Origin of the sequence: Nocardia sp. NPDC060249 (assembly GCF_042728755.1) — a bacterium.
Classification (GTDB): Bacteria; Actinomycetota; Actinomycetes; order Mycobacteriales; family Mycobacteriaceae; genus Nocardia.
The window spans coordinates 136,490-151,934 of sequence record NZ_JBHXAQ010000010.1 but is presented as its reverse complement, the minus strand read 5'-3'; the positions used below and the strand labels follow the sequence as shown (position 1 = coordinate 151,934).

At 68.5% G+C, this 15,445-nt stretch carries 14 protein-coding genes; 4 read left to right on the top strand and 10 right to left on the bottom strand.

Translation table 11 applies throughout. From position 1 onward, the window contains the following. Positions 1 to 15: 15 nt before the first annotated feature. From ACFWFP_RS27845 to ACFWFP_RS27830, 4 genes are all read left to right on the top strand, one after another. Positions 16 to 657 (top strand): TetR/AcrR family transcriptional regulator, encoded by a 642-nt coding sequence (locus tag ACFWFP_RS27845; protein ID WP_379299800.1) that lies wholly within the window; start codon positions 16 to 18, stop codon positions 655 to 657. 79 nt (positions 658 to 736) lie between these two features. After that, positions 737 to 2,116, top strand: a complete 1,380-nt coding sequence (locus ACFWFP_RS27840) for a lipase family protein (RefSeq protein WP_379299798.1) — start codon at positions 737 to 739, stop codon at positions 2,114 to 2,116. Between the two features lie 88 nt (positions 2,117 to 2,204). Continuing rightward, the gene (locus ACFWFP_RS27835) at positions 2,205 to 2,831 is read left to right on the top strand and encodes a hypothetical protein (RefSeq protein WP_379299796.1); all 627 of its coding nucleotides are present in this window, start codon (positions 2,205 to 2,207) and stop codon (positions 2,829 to 2,831) included. Beyond that, a complete protein-coding gene (locus ACFWFP_RS27830; RefSeq protein ID WP_379299794.1) occupies positions 2,822 to 3,094 on the top strand; it encodes a hypothetical protein in 273 nt (90 codons plus the stop codon). Before ACFWFP_RS27835 ends, ACFWFP_RS27830 begins: the two co-directional genes overlap by 10 nt. On the opposite strand, the gene ACFWFP_RS27825 is transcribed toward ACFWFP_RS27830, so the two are convergent. From ACFWFP_RS27825 to pheS, 10 genes are all read right to left on the bottom strand, one after another. Further along, positions 3,076 to 3,621, bottom strand: coding sequence for an ATP/GTP-binding protein (locus ACFWFP_RS27825; protein ID WP_379299861.1), 546 nt, complete (start codon positions 3,619 to 3,621; stop codon positions 3,076 to 3,078). The genes ACFWFP_RS27830 and ACFWFP_RS27825 overlap by 19 nt on opposite strands. Positions 3,622 to 3,652: 31 nt before the next feature. Beyond that, the gene (locus tag ACFWFP_RS27820) at positions 3,653 to 4,093 is read right to left on the bottom strand and encodes a DUF742 domain-containing protein (RefSeq protein ID WP_379299792.1); all 441 of its coding nucleotides are present in this window, start codon (positions 4,091 to 4,093) and stop codon (positions 3,653 to 3,655) included. Next, entirely contained in the window at positions 4,090 to 4,518 is a 429-nt protein-coding gene (locus ACFWFP_RS27815) for a roadblock/LC7 domain-containing protein (RefSeq protein WP_379299790.1), read from the bottom strand. Before ACFWFP_RS27815 ends, ACFWFP_RS27820 begins: the two co-directional genes overlap by 4 nt. A gap of 28 nt (positions 4,519 to 4,546) precedes the next feature. Next, positions 4,547 to 7,291, bottom strand: coding sequence for a nitrate- and nitrite sensing domain-containing protein (locus tag ACFWFP_RS27810; protein WP_379299788.1), 2,745 nt, complete (start codon positions 7,289 to 7,291; stop codon positions 4,547 to 4,549). Between the two features lie 380 nt (positions 7,292 to 7,671). Continuing rightward, positions 7,672 to 8,697, bottom strand: a complete 1,026-nt coding sequence (locus ACFWFP_RS27805) for a hypothetical protein (protein WP_379299786.1) — start codon at positions 8,695 to 8,697, stop codon at positions 7,672 to 7,674. 47 nt (positions 8,698 to 8,744) lie between these two features. After that, positions 8,745 to 9,245 (bottom strand): PspA/IM30 family protein, encoded by a 501-nt coding sequence (locus ACFWFP_RS27800; RefSeq protein WP_379299784.1) that lies wholly within the window; start codon positions 9,243 to 9,245, stop codon positions 8,745 to 8,747. A 42-nt stretch (positions 9,246 to 9,287) separates the two neighbouring features. Continuing rightward, positions 9,288 to 10,046, bottom strand: coding sequence for an alpha/beta hydrolase (locus tag ACFWFP_RS27795; RefSeq protein WP_379299782.1), 759 nt, complete (start codon positions 10,044 to 10,046; stop codon positions 9,288 to 9,290). After that, complete coding sequence (locus tag ACFWFP_RS27790; RefSeq protein ID WP_379299859.1) at positions 10,043 to 11,413, bottom strand: TerD family protein; 1,371 nt, start codon at positions 11,411 to 11,413, stop codon at positions 10,043 to 10,045. Before ACFWFP_RS27790 ends, ACFWFP_RS27795 begins: the two co-directional genes overlap by 4 nt. A 136-nt stretch (positions 11,414 to 11,549) precedes the next feature. Beyond that, on the bottom strand, positions 11,550 to 14,051 hold the full coding sequence (gene pheT / locus ACFWFP_RS27785; protein ID WP_379299780.1) for a phenylalanine--tRNA ligase subunit beta: 2,502 nt from the start codon (positions 14,049 to 14,051) through the stop codon (positions 11,550 to 11,552). Positions 14,052 to 14,070: 19 nt separating this feature from the next. Then, positions 14,071 to 15,132, bottom strand: a complete 1,062-nt coding sequence (gene pheS, locus ACFWFP_RS27780; RefSeq protein WP_378637343.1) for a phenylalanine--tRNA ligase subunit alpha — start codon at positions 15,130 to 15,132, stop codon at positions 14,071 to 14,073. Between the last annotated feature and the right edge of the window lie 313 nt (positions 15,133 to 15,445).

The following is a 15,445-nucleotide window of genomic DNA, read 5'->3' as shown; positions in this document are numbered from 1 at the left end:
CAGTAGGGTCATGGGGTGACCTCTGGGCGAACTCGACACAACTACACCGGCACCTCGGTCGCCGAACGACAGGTCGAGCGCCGGGCGCTGTTCATCGACGCGGGACTGACCGTGTTCGCGGAGAAGTCGTACGCCAACAGTTCGCTGACCGATGTGTGCGCGGCCGCCGGGCTGTCACGTCGGCAGTTCTACGAACAGTTCGCCGGGCGCGAGGAACTGCTCGTCGCGGTGTACGACTCCGTGCAGGACAGGGCGGGAGCGGCGGTGGCCGCGGCCCTGGCAGCGGCGGAATCCGACGAACTGCGCACACTCATCGACGCGGCCGTGCGGGCATACACGATGGCGATCACCGACGACATCCGGTGCGCCAAGGTCGCTTTCGTCGACATCGTCGGGGTGAGCCCCAAGATCGAGGCGTATCGGGCGCAGGTCAGGGACCGGTGGGGCGAGGTGGTCACCGCGATCGCGGCGGGGCGCGACGGAGTGCGGATGCCGCCGGGCGGTTGGCGGGTGCCGATGGCGGCGTTCATCGGGGCCGTGAACGGCGCCGTGCACCAGTGGAGCCTGGACGACCCGCGACCACCGGTCGACGACCTGGTCGAGGTCTTCACCACCATCCTGAACAGCCTGATCTCGGCGGCACCGCCCAGCGCGTGATTGCGATCTACGCCACACCCGTGTCATAGTTGCCGCTATTGAGACGAAGGAGTCTCAATTGACGTGAGGACTGTGCGCGATGAGATCTCCCTTCGTTCAGCGATGGCTTGCCCTTGCCACCGGTTTGCTCGCGGCGGCAACAGTGGTGACCGCCGGGCCGGTCGCGGCCGAGCCGCCGGTGACGCCCCCGCCGGTGATTCCGCTACCGCCCGAATGGGATCCGGGTTTCTACCTGCCGCCCGCGGAGGTGGTGGCGGCGACCGCGCCGGGCGCGATCATCGCGGTCCGGCAGGTGCGGGTCGCCGATTTCGGCCTGCTGCCGATCGACGTCGACGCGTGGCAGGTGTCGTATCGCTCCAACAACAGCCGTGACGAGGCGATCCCCGCGGTCGCCACCCTGATCAAGCCGCGCGGGCAGGCGCCTGCGCCGCGCAAGCTGCTGTCGGTGCAGCTGGCCGAGGACTCGACCGCGGGCTACTGCGCGCCGTCCTATGCGCTGCAACATCTTTCGGCGGCCGCGGTGGCGGGCCAGATCGTGGTGCCCGCCGAGTTCCTGTTCGCGCAGGCTGCGCTGTCGCAGGGCTGGGCCGTGGTCATCCCGGACCATCAGGGCCCGGATTCGGCCTACGCGGCCGGGCCGCTGGCCGGCCGGATCACCCTCGACGGCATTCGCGCGGCGACCAGCTTCGCCCCACTCGAGGCGGGTCCGACCGCGCCGGTGGGGCTCTACGGCTACTCCGGCGGTTCCATCGCGACCGGTCACGCCGCCGAACTGCGCCGCAGCTACGCGCCCGAGCTGAACATCGTCGGCGCGGCCGAGGGCGGGGTCGGCGCCGACCTCGGCGCCGCCTTGAGCATGGCGAACAATCAGCTGACCTCGGGCCTGGTGTTCGCCGCCGTTCTCGGACTCACCCGCGAGTACCCCGATTTCGCCGCCTACCTCGATCAGCGGCTCGACCCGCTGGGCAAGGCCCTGTTCGCGATCAAATCGCCGCTGTGCGTGCAGTATCAGTCGGCACTGCTGCCGTTCCTGAATCTGACCGGCATGATCGGCTCCGACGGCAATCCCCTCGATGCTCCGCCGGTCGCGGCGATGCTCGACGACACCCGCATGGGCAAGTCCGTGCCCGACATGCCGCTGTTCGTGTGGCATTCCGCGTGGGACGAGATCCTGCCCCTCGCCGCCACCGACACCTTGGTCGACACCTATTGCCGCGATCCGAACACGTCGCTGACCTACACCCGCGACCACGCCAGCGAACACATCGTCGCGGAAGTGGTCGGCGGTCCGGCCGCGCTGATCTGGCTGCGCGACCGCCTCGACGGCATCCCGGCCCCCACCGGCTGCACCACCTCCGACGCGGGCACCATGGCCGCCACCCCCGGCGCACTGGACTTCCTCGGCGATTCGCTCGCCGCGAAGTTCGCGTCCCTGTTCGGAATGCCGCTCGGGAGCTGAGTCGTCAACTCGGCGATACACATTGACGTTTGATGTTGATTTGTATCATACTCGCCGAGTTCGTCGATCATGAGCAGGAGGTGCCCCGGTGACCGACAACGCACGGGCCGCGCTGGAGATCCTTCGCGATGCGAGCCAGTTCAAGTGGTATGTCATTCCGCTCCTACTGGTGGTCATCTACATCTACGCGGTCGAAGTCGAGCGGCGTAACTGGAACGTGCTGTTCGCCGGGCTCGCACTGTGGGGCATGGACTGGTTCAACGAGATCTGGAACTCGCTGGTCTTCCACGTCACCGAGCGGGCACCGGTCTGGGCGGCGAGCGGACCGACGGCGTACCAGATCCTGATCGGGCTGAATATCGAGATCTGCTTCATGTTCGCGATCATGGGCATCGCGGCGGCAAAGATGTTGCCGCCGAAGGAAACCCGCATCTTCGGGTTACCGAACCGGCCTGTACTGATCGCGGTCAACTCGATCGCGGCGGTGGGTGTCGAGATACTGCTCAACAAGGCCGGCGTGCTGACCTGGGACTGGTCATGGTGGCAGCCGAGCTTCCCGTTCCTGATCTGGATCATCGGGTACGTGCCGTTCTTCGCGGCATGCTTCTTCGTGCACGATCTGGCGAGCGTGCGGACCAAGGCGCTGGTGGTCGGCACGATCTTCGGGATCGACGCGCTCGCCCTCGTCGGGTTCGGCGCGGCGGGGTGGCTGTAAGGCGCGGGCGTGCCGTCCGGCGTACAGCGCTGATCGCGGCAGCCGGGGTGGTATTCGCCGGGGTCACCACCCCATCGGCGGCAGTCGCCGATCCGGGGTGCCTGCCGATGGGTACCGCCGGCACCCCGGAAGTGGCCGTCGACGAATCCGACGCCGGACTGGCGACTTTCGCCTTGGCGACGGTTCCACCTGGCCCGGTCGGACCTCACGCTGAATCGACGCTGACCGGCGTGACGGGAACGGTTCAGCTCACCTCCCGCTGACGGGGTTGGACGCGGTGCAGCAGGACCTGCTCGAGCAGCGCGACCAACACATCGCGCACGGAGTCGCGGTCGCGGGCATCGCAGTCCAGCACCGGGATCCAATCGTCGAGGCCGAGCGCTTCGCGGACTTCGCCGAGATCGAAGCGGGTGGCGTCGGCGAAGCGGTTCACCACCACGACGAAGGGCGTGTTGTGTTCTTCGAAGTAGTCCAGGACGGGGTAGCAGTCTTCGACGCGGCCGGTGTCGACGACGATCACCGCGCCGAGGGCGCCGTCGACCAGGTCGTCCCAGAGGAACACGAATCGATCCTGGCCGGGGGTGCCGAAGAGGTAGAGGATCAGCGACCGGTCGAGGGTGATCCGGCCGAAGTCCAACGCGACGGTGGTCGCGGTCTTGTCGGCGCGGCGACCGGGGTCGTCGATACCGAGGGAGACCTCGGTCATCGACGCTTCGGTGACCAGTGGCTCGATTTCGGAGATGGCGCCGATGAAGGTGGTCTTGCCGACGCCGAAGCCGCCGCTGACCACGATCTTCACCGAGGACGGCATAGCTGGTGCCTCACAGTGCGCGGACAAGGTCACGGATCCTCTCGATGGCGGCGGTCGACAGTTCCGGCGCGTCACGGACGGTCACATGCCCCGCCGCCGCCAGATCGCTGACGATCACCTTGGCGATGCCGATCGGAACCCGCAGGGCGGCAGCGATTTCGGCGATGGAGTGCGGCGTCGGACACAGCTGCACCACGGTACGTTCTTCGAACCGCAGCGGCGCCGACAGTGCGGACGGCGGTGCCTGGACGAGGGTTTCGATGCGCAGACCGTCCAGCACCGGGACGGTGCGGCCCGCGGTGACCACGAACGGGCGAACGAAGCGGTCGTCGACATCGTCGTGACCGGCGGGAGCTACCGGCACCGACGGGACGGGACCACGCCACCCCACCGGCTGGTTCATCGGGATCATGCGCGGGTCGGGCAGCCGCGGGAGATCGACATCTCTCATCTGCGCAGCGACTCTCGCAATTCGCTGATCAGCAGCGGGTCGAGCAGTGCTCCGGCGCGTTCGGCGAGGATCGCCATCTCGTAGCCGACCAGGCCGACATCGCAGCCGCCGTCGGCGATCACGCCGAGGCAGCTGCCGTCGCCCAGCGCCGACACCAGCAGGAAGCCACGCTTCATTTCGATCATGATCAGTTTGAGGCCGTCGAAATCGTAACTGCGCGAGGCACTCCGGGCGAGGCTGGACAGCCCCGACACCATCGCGGCGAGCCGGTCGGCGCCGGTGCGGTCGAGTCCGTCCGACATCGCGATCAGCAGCCCGTCGGAAGAGACGGCGACGGTGTCGCGCACGCCGTCGGTATTGCGGACGAAGTTGCCGAGCAGCCAGTTGAAGGTGTGTGGATCGGCGGTCGGTAGGTGGGTGGTCACTGGGTCTCCTGGGGTCTTGTCCGATCGGTCAGCGGGTGGGATCGAGTGGAGCGGAAGAGGATTCGGTCTCGCCGCCGCGTTCGTGGCCGGTGCGGAACGAGGAGAGCATGCTGCGAGTCTGGTCGGGGGTCCGTTCGACGACCGGGGGCCGGTCCGGACTGCCGGCCGGATCGCGGCGAGGCCGCTCGGGCGCACCGGTGATCTTGGCGCGCTTGCTGCGTTTGACCAGGCCGTTGCGGGTGCGTTCGACGGCGGGTGCGCCGATGGACTCCACGGCGGGCAGTTCACCCGATGGCAGTACCGGCGAGCTGTTGTGTCCTCGGACCGCCCCCTCCGAGCGTTGCGGGGCTACTACGCCGTAGTGGTCCTCAGCCGACGCTGCGTTGCGGACCACACCGTTACGCAGGGGCGCGGAATCGGTTGAACTGCTGAGGAACTGCGCGTAGACGGAACCGGTGGACGAATGGTTCACCGAGGCCGGACCACTGCCGTTGGCGCTGTTGCCGGTTCCCGATTCCGGATTCCGGCTGTGCCGCGACCGCCCGTTGGTGCCGGTCGTCGACGCCGAGCCACCGCGGATGGCGTGCGACGTATCGTCGAGGAACCCGACCGGTCGACCATCGCCGCGGTCCGCACCTGGTGGGCCCGCCGGGATCGCGTGCTGTCCCGGTATCGCCGAACCGATCGTGGTCCCAGTGCGTGCAGGGGCCACCGCGTGACCCACGGCCACGGAGGTGGCAGTGCGCTCCAGCGTTGCGGGTTCGGTCAGATCCAGACTTGCGGGGTCTCGGGCGGCGCCCTGTCTCGGATCCGCTGCCTGCCCGGCTTTTCCGTCGGCGAGCAGCGACGGCGGGAGGAGCAGGCGGGCGACGATGCCGCTGACCGGCGACGTGTTCAGTTCCACGTCGATGCCGAGGCGACCTGCCAGCCGACCGACCACGTAGTGGCCCAGGTAGCGGGTGGAGGCCACGATGAAGTCCTGCTCGCCGCGCAGCCGGGCGTTGGCTTCGGCGAGTTGCTCGGCGGGCATGCCGACGCCGTGATCGACGACGGCGAGCAGATAACCGCCCGCGACCTTGCGGCCGTACACCTCCACCTCGAGATCGGGCGGCGAGAAGGCCAGCCCGTTCTCGATGAGTTCGGCCAGGATATGCGCCAGTTCGCTGACGACGGCGCCGGTCACCGCGATGTCATCGATCCGGCGCAGGACCACCCGCCGGTAGTCGTCGACCTCGGACAGCCCGGCCCGGATCACGTCGGTGAGCGCGATCGGCTCGGCCCATCGGCGCGGACTCGCCTCGCCGACCAGCACCAGCAGGCTTTCGGCGTTGCGCCGCATGCGGGTGGCCAGGTGGTCGAGTTCGAACAGGTTCGACAGTGCCTTCGGGTCGAGTTCCTCGCGTTCGAACTCGCTGATCAAGCCGAGCTGACGGCGCACCAGGTTCTGATTGCGGCGGGCCAGATTCGCCATCGATTCGGTGGTGTTGCGCCGCACCAGCGCCTGCTCGGAAGCGAGGTCGAACGCGGTGGTCTGCACACGATCCAAGGCGTCCGCGACAGCGGCGATCTCGACGCTCGCGCCGGGCGGTGTGCGCACCGGGGCGGGCGGATCGGGGTGGGCGTCGGCGGCACTGTGCCAGGCCGCGATCACCTCGGGTAGCCGGGTGGAGGCAACGTCGTCGGCTTCGGTGGCCAGCTGGGCCAAGGGGCGGACGATGGCCCTGATGCTGGCGAACACGAGCGCGAACTCGGCGGCGATCGCCACCAGCGCGGCCAGGCCGAAGGCGGCCAGCATCAGCGCGGCATCGCGGCGGAGTTTCTCGGCCCGCGCGCCGACGTCGTCGCCGATGACCTGCTGGACGATCCGCTGCTCGTCGATGACCGCGGTCATCTGCGTCCACCACACGGCCGGGTCGACCTGCTGAACCAGCGGTCCCAACGTCGAGGCGATCGCGATGTTCTCCGATTCGGTTGCCCGCGTGGCGTTCTCGCTTGCCAGTACCGCGTCCAGCCGTGCCTGCTGGGCGGGTGTCGCGTCGTGGCCGAAGGCGGTGAGCGCGGCATTGCGGGCAGCGCGGATGTCGAGGAACTGCACGTACTCCCCCGGCGCGAATTCCCCCGCGGCGAAAACGCCGTTGAGGAAACCGCGTTCACGGGCCGCGAATTCCTTCGCGTCACCGAGCGCGTAGAGCGCTTGCAGGCCGTGCCGGACGGCCGGGTCACGCGCCTGGTCGAGACCCAGCGAGAGGCGGTTCAGCGCGTCGATGCCGTCGGTGTAGAACTGGAATGCCGCCTGCCGGGTGACAGTGCGATTGTCGACCTGGGAGCGGATCGCGGGCAGACCCGCCAGATGCCCCAGCGCCGAGCGCACCTCCCCGGCACCGGGCGGGTTCCCCACGATGGCGTTCACCAGGGCATGCAGGGCGGCGTCGGTGCCCGTGCGCTGGTCGGTGACGGGCTGGCGCAGGCGCTGATCACCGCCGAGCAGACCGTTGCTCAGACCGCGCTCGCGCTGGACCTGCTGCACGAGGTCCTGCGCGGCCAGCGCGACCGCCACGGCGTCCACGGTCTCCCCACTGCGGCGGTAGGCGCTGACCTGTGTGGATATGGTCAGCCCGAGCAGTGCGAGCACCAGCACCAGCGACACCACCAGGATCCGGGCGAGCTGTCCGGAGATGGTGCGCGGCCGGATCAGCCCGGCGCCGGCCCGCTGCCCTCGAGCGCCGCCGTCCGATCGGGTTCCGGTCGGGTTCGGCCGGGAACGTGCACGCACACCTACTCCTTGGCAATGCCAACGCAACGTCGGTCACGGTGGCTCACGGAAAGTCAGGTGCAAACTTGCACTCCGCGCAGTGCGCGGTCAATGCGGAACGGTGTAAAGCAGCAATTCGTGCACTGATCTAAACATGCCGGAAATCCAGCGGGCTGTGTGTAGCCGAATGCTCACAGCCGCACCGGCGGCGAGTTGGTCGGCCGGTTCACTGCCGGATACATACAGGTCACCAGAGAGCGTGACACACAGCACATTTGACGCGAGCGATCAGAAGCCGCAATTCGAATGCTCGACATCACTACCGGTTGCGACGATGTCACGCAAATCGAGAAGCGAAGTCGTATCGATCAATTCGCGCTACCGAACGGCATTCGCGAGAATTACTCGCCGCCGAGAATTCCCAGCACCTGATCGGAATAGAAGAACGGCTCGAGCCGTTCCCTGATCAGCCCGGCCAGCACACCGTTGCGCTTGGCCGCCTCGATGACAGCCGGCCCGTAGCGCAGGATCTCGGCACTGATGTCGTCGGCGTCGAGGCCGAGTTCGGGCAGCATCGCCGAGAGCGTGTGGTCGCTGTACCTGGCGTAGAACACCTCGACGCACTCGCGCACGAGCAGACCGAAGTACTCCTTCTCCCTGGTCGTCACCGCGATCTCGTAGCAGATCTGGACCAGCTCGTTGAGGTCCTTCTGCGTGAGGTATTCACGCAGTCCCGCGACGGGCTCGTCGGCGTGCAGGTCCCAGAATTCCATCGCGGCCGAGTGCACGGGCGCGTCGCGCAACATGTCGCGGATCGCGTTGTTGGTGCGCTTGAGCGCGAACAACGCGCCCTTGCCCGCGAGATCACCGACGAAGGTGCTGTCGGCGGCGACCTTCTTGGCTCGGTTCGCGGCGGACTGCCCCAGTGACATCAGCGAGGAGACGCCCGGGATCTTCTCGGCGCGTTCGCGATTGGCCTGCACGAAGTCGCCGATCAGCTTGTCGACAAAACGCGAGGCCACCGTGGCGACGAGCGGGCTCTCGGTGAGCCGGTCCAGGATTCGCTCCTGAGCCTGGTGCATGCCGAAGATCTTCTCCAGCAACGCTTCCACCGGTTCGCGGTCGACCACGTCGCCGAGGGTGTACTCGGTGTTCGAGGCGATGTGGTCGTAGATGGCGTCGGAGAAGATGCCGACGGTATCGGCGATCACAGGACTGCCGCCGATCCGGTCGAACACGGTGGCCACGGTCTGCTCGCCCTGTTCCAAGGAGACCACGTCACCGAACCGGATCGTCTCGCCGACGGCCAGCACAGCGGCCACGTCGCGGGCGATCACCTCGGCGAACCGGTCACCGGTCACCTCCGCGAGCAGGAATTCCACCTGCGCGTCGAGCAGTCGGTCGGCGATCTGGCGCGCCTGCGTCATCTGTGTGTCCACCCATCACGGTCGTTGCTGGAGGGGAGGACGCGAGGCTACTTCTCGCCGGAATCGTTGCCCTGCACCGATTTCCGGATCTGGTCCAGCCGCTCACGCGCGGCCTTCTCCCGCGCCTCCCACTGTTCGTCGACGCTACGCCCCGCGGGAGTCTGCCGGTCGAGCTCGTCCATCCCCTGCGCGGTGCCGAAACGCTGCTCGACCTTATCCCGAACCGAGTCGAATGTCGGCACTCCGGAAGTGGAATACCCGCCGGTGGCGGTGGGTGCGCCGGTGACCGGTAGCCCGGACGGTACCGGCGGTACCGGGATCGCGCCTCCGACCTGCCCGGATGCGACGGGCACCACATCCGCGTCGATGACGTTCGTGTCCAGAGTCACAGGGGATCCGGTTTCGGCATGACCGACCTCGGCCCGGTCCAGCACGGCGGCGACCGCGCCGAGCCCGGGGCGTCCGGCGACCGCGGCGCGCAGCACCGACACCAGCTCGTCGTCGGGCAGCGCAGCCAGGCGGCCGAGGAGTTCGCTCGTTTCGCTCATATCGCCAGGCTACGCAGAATCAGCGACCCCCGGGCCGCGGAACTATCGCGCCGCCCACTCGGCGATGATCTTCGGCCACTGGGCGCCGAGCGTGTCGATCACATCGTTGTGACCCGCACCGGGGACCACGATCAGCTGTTTCGGTTCCCGCGCCGCCGCGTACAGGCGTTCGGCGTGACGCAGTGGGAGCAGTTCGTCGCGATCGCCGTGCATCATCAGGACCGGGACGCGCAGGTTCGCGATGTGGCGCAGGCTCGGATACGCGTTCGGGATCAGCGGCGCGGGCAGGAACGGGTAGACCGAGCGGGCGGCGGCGCGCATGCCGCTGAAGGTCGACATGAGGATCATCCCCGCGGGTGGATATTCGCCCGCCAGTTCGAGCAATACCCCGCCGCCGAGGGATTTGCCCAGGTAGTAGACCCGATCGGGATCGACTTCGGGTTGATCGAGCAGGGCCTGGCGGGCGGCCCTGGCGTCGAGGTAGGTGCCCTGTTCGCTCGGGGTGCCCGTGCTGTGGCCGAAGCCGCGGTAGTCGAAGGCGAGCACGTCGAAGCCGGCGTGCACCAGCAGCGCGATGATCGAGACGCGGTCGCCGATGGTGCCCGCGTTGCCGTGCGCGTAGAGGATGTGACCGAGCGGGCGCTCGGCCCGCACGAACCAGCCGTGCACATCGACGCCATCGGTGGTGCGCACGGTCAGGTCGCGGTAGTCCAGACCCAGCGCCGCCGGGGTCTGGGCGAGATGCTTGTCGGGGTGGTAGACCAGCGCGTTGAGCACGCGCGTCGCGGGATGCCGGATCACTTGCCGCGACCCGTCTGGAAGCCGAAGTCCCAGTTGTACAGGCGGGCGATCTCCACGACACCGCCGCCCGGTTGACCGGCGGGCGGGCGGACGAAGCTGCCCTCGCGGCGCACCACGAATTCGCCGTTGACATTCTCGAGCGCGAACAGCACCGCGTCGCGGGAATTGTCGGTGCAGCCGTCGAGCGTCACCTCGATGGGCGCGGCATTCACTGTGTTCAGCGTGACGGTGGCGTGCACATTGCGGAAATCGCCGGCGCCGTCGTAGATCGAGGCGAACACGAGGATGCGGCGGATGAACGGGGTGCAGTCGAGATTGACCGACAGGTTCTCGCCGGTGATGCTGGCGCCGGTGCGGTCGTCCTGGTCGAGATGGATGAACGGCGGTTCGTAGAGGGCGCCGAAGCGACGGTCGAGGGCGCGCACGGAACCGATCGCGCCGTTGACCAATTCGAAGAAGCAGCACAGGTCGAGGTCGATGTTCTTGCCGCGGAGTTTCCCGAACAGGCGGCCGGTGGCGGCCATCGAGGTCCAGTTGAGGTTCACGCGCAGGACGCCGCCGGTGGCGCCGTGTTTGGTCAGGGAGACCGACGGGGCTTCTTTGGTGAGCGACACCTTGGCCAGGTTGACCGGAGGTGGTGAGGGCGGGGGGTTCTGCTGAGCTGGGAGGCCGGGCTGGTTCGGCGGCGGCGCGTACTGCGGCTGTTGATTCATCGGGAACGCGGGGATCGGCGGGGTGTGGGGCCGGTTCGGCTGGGGCGCGGGGATGAACGGCTGCGTCGGCGGGGCGTACGACTGTTGCGGAGTCGGCTGGTCCGAGCCGAACGGTGGCGGGGGTGCGGGAGGCGCGGGGGCATCGTCGACGGAGATGCCGAAATCGGTAGCGAGCCCGGCCAATCCGCTGTCGTACCCCTGGCCGACCGCACGGAACTTCCACGCACCCTGGCGGCGGTACAGCTCGCCGAGCACGAACGCGGTTTCCGTGCTCGCCCCGCTGCTGTCGAACCGCGCGACCTCGGCGCCGTTCGCGGTATCGATCACCCGGATGTAGAGCCCGTGGAACTGCCCGAAGGTCCCGCCATCGGCGGACGCGGCGAGCACGATCGTCTCGATCTGCGGCTCGACCTGCCCGAGATTCACCGAGAGCGCGTCGACAACGGTGTGCCCCTGCTGTTTTCCTTCGTGCCGCACCGCCCCCGAGGGGTGCACGGCCTGGTTGTAGAACACGAAGTCGTCATCGGAGCGCACCTTCGCCCCGGCGAGCAACAGCGCGGACGCGTCGGCATCGGGCACACCCGGCCCCGACTGCCAACCCAATTCGACGCGGACAGCGGCGGCGGGCACCGCGACATTGGCGCCTTTCATCATCGACACACCGTCCAACCTAGCCCGCCCCCGATCCGAGCCCAACCGCTCGCCCCTGTTCCCCGCGCATCTGCGAGACACCCGCGCACGACAAAGGCCGCCCGGCGGAACCGGGCGGCCTTCGGGTGGCGGGTGAGGATCAGCCGCGCAGCTCGGCGCCGACCGCGGTGGTGGCCGAGGCGACGGCGGCGTCGCGGGCGGCGCTGGCCTCGTCTTCGGTGAGGGTGCGGTCGGGTGCCCGGAAGCGCAGGGCGTAGGTGAGGGATTTGCGGCCCTCGCCTGCCTGGGCTCCTTCGTAGACATCGAACAGGGCGATGCTCTCGAGCAGGTCGCCGCCGCCGGTGCGCAGCGCCGTTTCCACCTGCGCGGCCGGGACGGTCTTCTCGACGCTGATCGACACGTCCTGCAGGACTGCCGGGAACGCCGAGATCGTGGGCGCGGGCAGGGATTCGCTCAGCGGCAGGGCGTCGAGGTCCACTTCCAGCGCACAGGTGCGCGGCGGCAGACCGGCGCGCTCCAGCACAGCGGGGTGCAGTTCGCCCGCATGGCCGACGACCACACCGTCGACGAGCAGTTCCGCGCAGCGACCGGGGTGCCAGGGGAGGTAGGCGACGGCCCGGCGTTCGATGACGACACCCGCCGCGTCGGCGATGTCGTCGACCAGCGCGAAGGCGTCGGCGGCCTCGGCCGGACGGCCCGGACCCCACGGCCCGCGCGGGTCGTGCTTGCCGCTGAGCACCGCGGCGACGTGCACCGGCTGGGCGGGCAGCGACGCTATGAGCTCGGCGATCTGCTCGTCGGTGGGACGACGGTCCACCGGCAGCGCCTCGACCGAGTGGGTCTGCGCGCCGGGCTGCACCACCTGGGCGATGCCGTAGATGGTCAGGTCGCGCGCACCGCGAGAGATGTTGCGGGCGGCCACTTCCAGCAGACCCGGCAGCAATGTGGTCGCCAGTTCGGGACGGTCGCTGTCCAGGGGATTCAGGACGCGGGTGGTGTTGCGGCGCGGGTCGTCGGCGTCGAGCCCCCACACCTCGAACACACCGCCGGGCAGGAAAGCGGGCGGCGGCACCTCGACGGCGCCGGCGAAGGCCAGCGCCCGGCTCACCGCACGACGGCGCTGCTGCTGCGCGGTCAGACCGCGACCGCCGGGCGCGGTCGGCAGCACGGACGGGATCTGCTCGAGACCCTCCAGCCGCAGGACCTCTTCGACCAGGTCGGCGGGCTGCGCGAGATCGGGGCGCCAGCTCGGCGGGGTCACCAGCAGCTGGGTCTTGCCCGCGTCGTTGACCTCGATCTCGACGCCCGCGCCGATCTGGGCCAGCCTGCGCACGGAGGTGCCGGCCGGGTAGGTGACGCCGGCGACGCGGTCGGGCAGGTCGATGTCCATCGCGATCGGCGCGACCGGCTCCAGCGGCACCCGGATGTCGGTGAGCGCGGATTCGATGGTGCCGCCGGTGATGTCGGCGAGCAGAGTGGCGGCGCGGTCGAGCGCGGCGACATTGATCTCGGGGTCGACGACGCGTTCGTAGCGCTTGCCCGCCTCCGAGGAGAGCTTGTGCCTGCGCGAGGTCCGGTACACCCGCAGCGGGTTCCAGACGGCGGCCTCCAGGACCACATCGGTGGTCTGCGCGCTGACCTCGGTGCTCGCGCCGCCCATGACACCGGCGAGGGAGATGACGCCGGAATCATCGACGATCACCACGTCCTCGGCGTCGAGGGTGCGTTCGGTGTCGTCGAGGGTGCGCAGGGTCTCGCCCTTGTGCGCCGAGCGAACCACCAGGCCACCGTGCAGCTTCGCGGCGTCGAAGGCGTGCAGCGGCTGACCGAGTTCGAGCATCACGTAGTTGGTGACGTCGACAGCCGGGGAGATCGGGCGCATGCCCGACAGCATCAGCCTGCGCTGCAACCACAGCGGGCTCACCGCGTTCGGGTTCATCCCGGTGACGCGGCGCACGCCGAAGCGGGTGCAGTCCGAATCGTCCTCCAGGCGAACGGGCCAGGCCTCGGGGTCGGCCTCCGGCAGCGTGCGCACGGCGGGGTCGGCGTATTCGAGGTCGAATCCGCAGGCCAGCTCGCGGGCCAGGCCGCGCACCGAGAAGCAGTAGCCACGATCGGGCGTGATGTTGAGTTCGATGATCGTGTCATCGGTGCCGAGCAGCACATTCGCGTCGTCGCCGGGCTGCGCGGAACCGGGCTCGAGCACCAGGATGCCGTCGTGATCCTTGCCGATGCCGAGTTCGGCGACCGAGCAGATCATGCCGTTGGAGGTGTGACCGTAGGTCTTGCGCGAGGAGATCGTGAACCCGCCGGGCAGCACGCCACCGGGCAGCACGACGACGACGAGGTCACCGACCGCGAAATTGCGCGCACCACAGACGATTTCCTGCAACTCGGGGTTGCCGACGTCGACCCTGCAGAAGCGGATCGGCTTCTTGAACTCGGTGAGCTCGGTGATCTCGGCGACGCGGCCGACAACCAGCGGCTTGTCGATACTGCCGCCGATCGGCTCGAGCTGGTCGACCTCTTCGACTTCCAAACCCACCCGGACGAAGCCCGCGTCGAGCTCTTGCGCCGACACCGACCACTCGGGGGTGGTGCGCTGCAGGATCTCGGTCAGCCAGGACTGTGCTACTCGCACTTGACGTTTCGCTCTCTCTCTAAGACCGGATACCGAAGGGCAGGGTGAACCGCACGTCACCCTCGACGATGTCGCGCATGTCGGCGATGGTGGTCTGGAACTGCAGGGTGCGCTCCATGCCCATGCCGAACGCGAACCCGGAATACACCTCGGGATCGATGCCGCTGGCGATCAGGACCTTCGGGTTCACCATGCCGCAGCCGCCCCACTCGATCCAGCCCGCGCCGCCCTTCTTGTTCGGGAACCACACGTCGACCTCGGCCGACGGCTCGGTGAAGGGGAAGTAGTTGGGGCGCATGCGAGTACGGGTCTCGGGGCCGAACATGGCCTGCGCGAACGCGTCGAGGACACCGCGCAGGTGCGCCATGGTCAGGCCCTTGTCGATCGCCAGACCCTCCACCTGGGAGAACACCGGGGTGTGGGTGGCGTCGAGCTCGTCGGTGCGGAAGGTGCGACCGGGGCACGCGACATAGATCGGCACCTCGCGCTCCAGCATGGACCGCACCTGGACCGGGGAGGTGTGCGTGCGCAGCACCTGGCGCGAACCCTCCGGGGCGATGTGGAAGGTGTCCTGCATGGTGCGCGCCGGGTGGTCGGGCAGGAAGTTCAGCGCGTCGAAGTTGAAGTGCTCGGTCTCCACCTCGGGCCCCTCGGCGACCTCCCAGCCCATGCCGACGAAGAAGTCGGCGATCTGCTCGGAGATCACGGTGATCGGGTGCCGGGCGCCCACCGGCTGACGTCGGGCGGGCAGCGTGACGTCGATCTTCTCGGAGATGAGCACCGCCTGATCGCGCTCCGCCAAGAGCGCGGCCCGGCGCGCCTCGAACGCGTCCGACACCCGCTTACGCGCGACGTTGACCCGCTTACCGGCCTCGGCCTTCTCTTCCTTGGGCACGCTGCCCAGCCCACGCTGCGCGAGCGCGATCGGCGACTTACCGCCGATGAAGTCGGTCTTGGCGACCGCCAGCGCATCCAGATCGGCCGCCGCGGCAAACGCCTTCTCGGCCTCCGCCGCCGCTGCCGCGAGTGCCTCCTCGGTCAAAGAGGCGTTTTGCTCGACTCCACTGTTGTCGTCGGCCACGATCTTCTCGACTCTCCCCTGGGGATCGGTTCGCGGGCGCGTCATTGCCATCCCGCATCGGTGCTGCGTAAATCCTATGGGATGGGGTTGACGCGATTCATCCGGATTACTCGCGACGCGATCAGCGCAGGTCGGCGGGGTCTCCATGAAGACTGACCGGTCCAGGTCGGGACGAGGATCCGCGTCGTTTCTTCACTGTCGCCCCTGCCTGCTCGCCGCTTCTCGAGGCAATCGGAAATCGGTCGGGGATCGAGGGAACCGAATGGGATCGGGGCGCGTCCAACTGAGCAAACACACCAGCGTGTTCGACTCG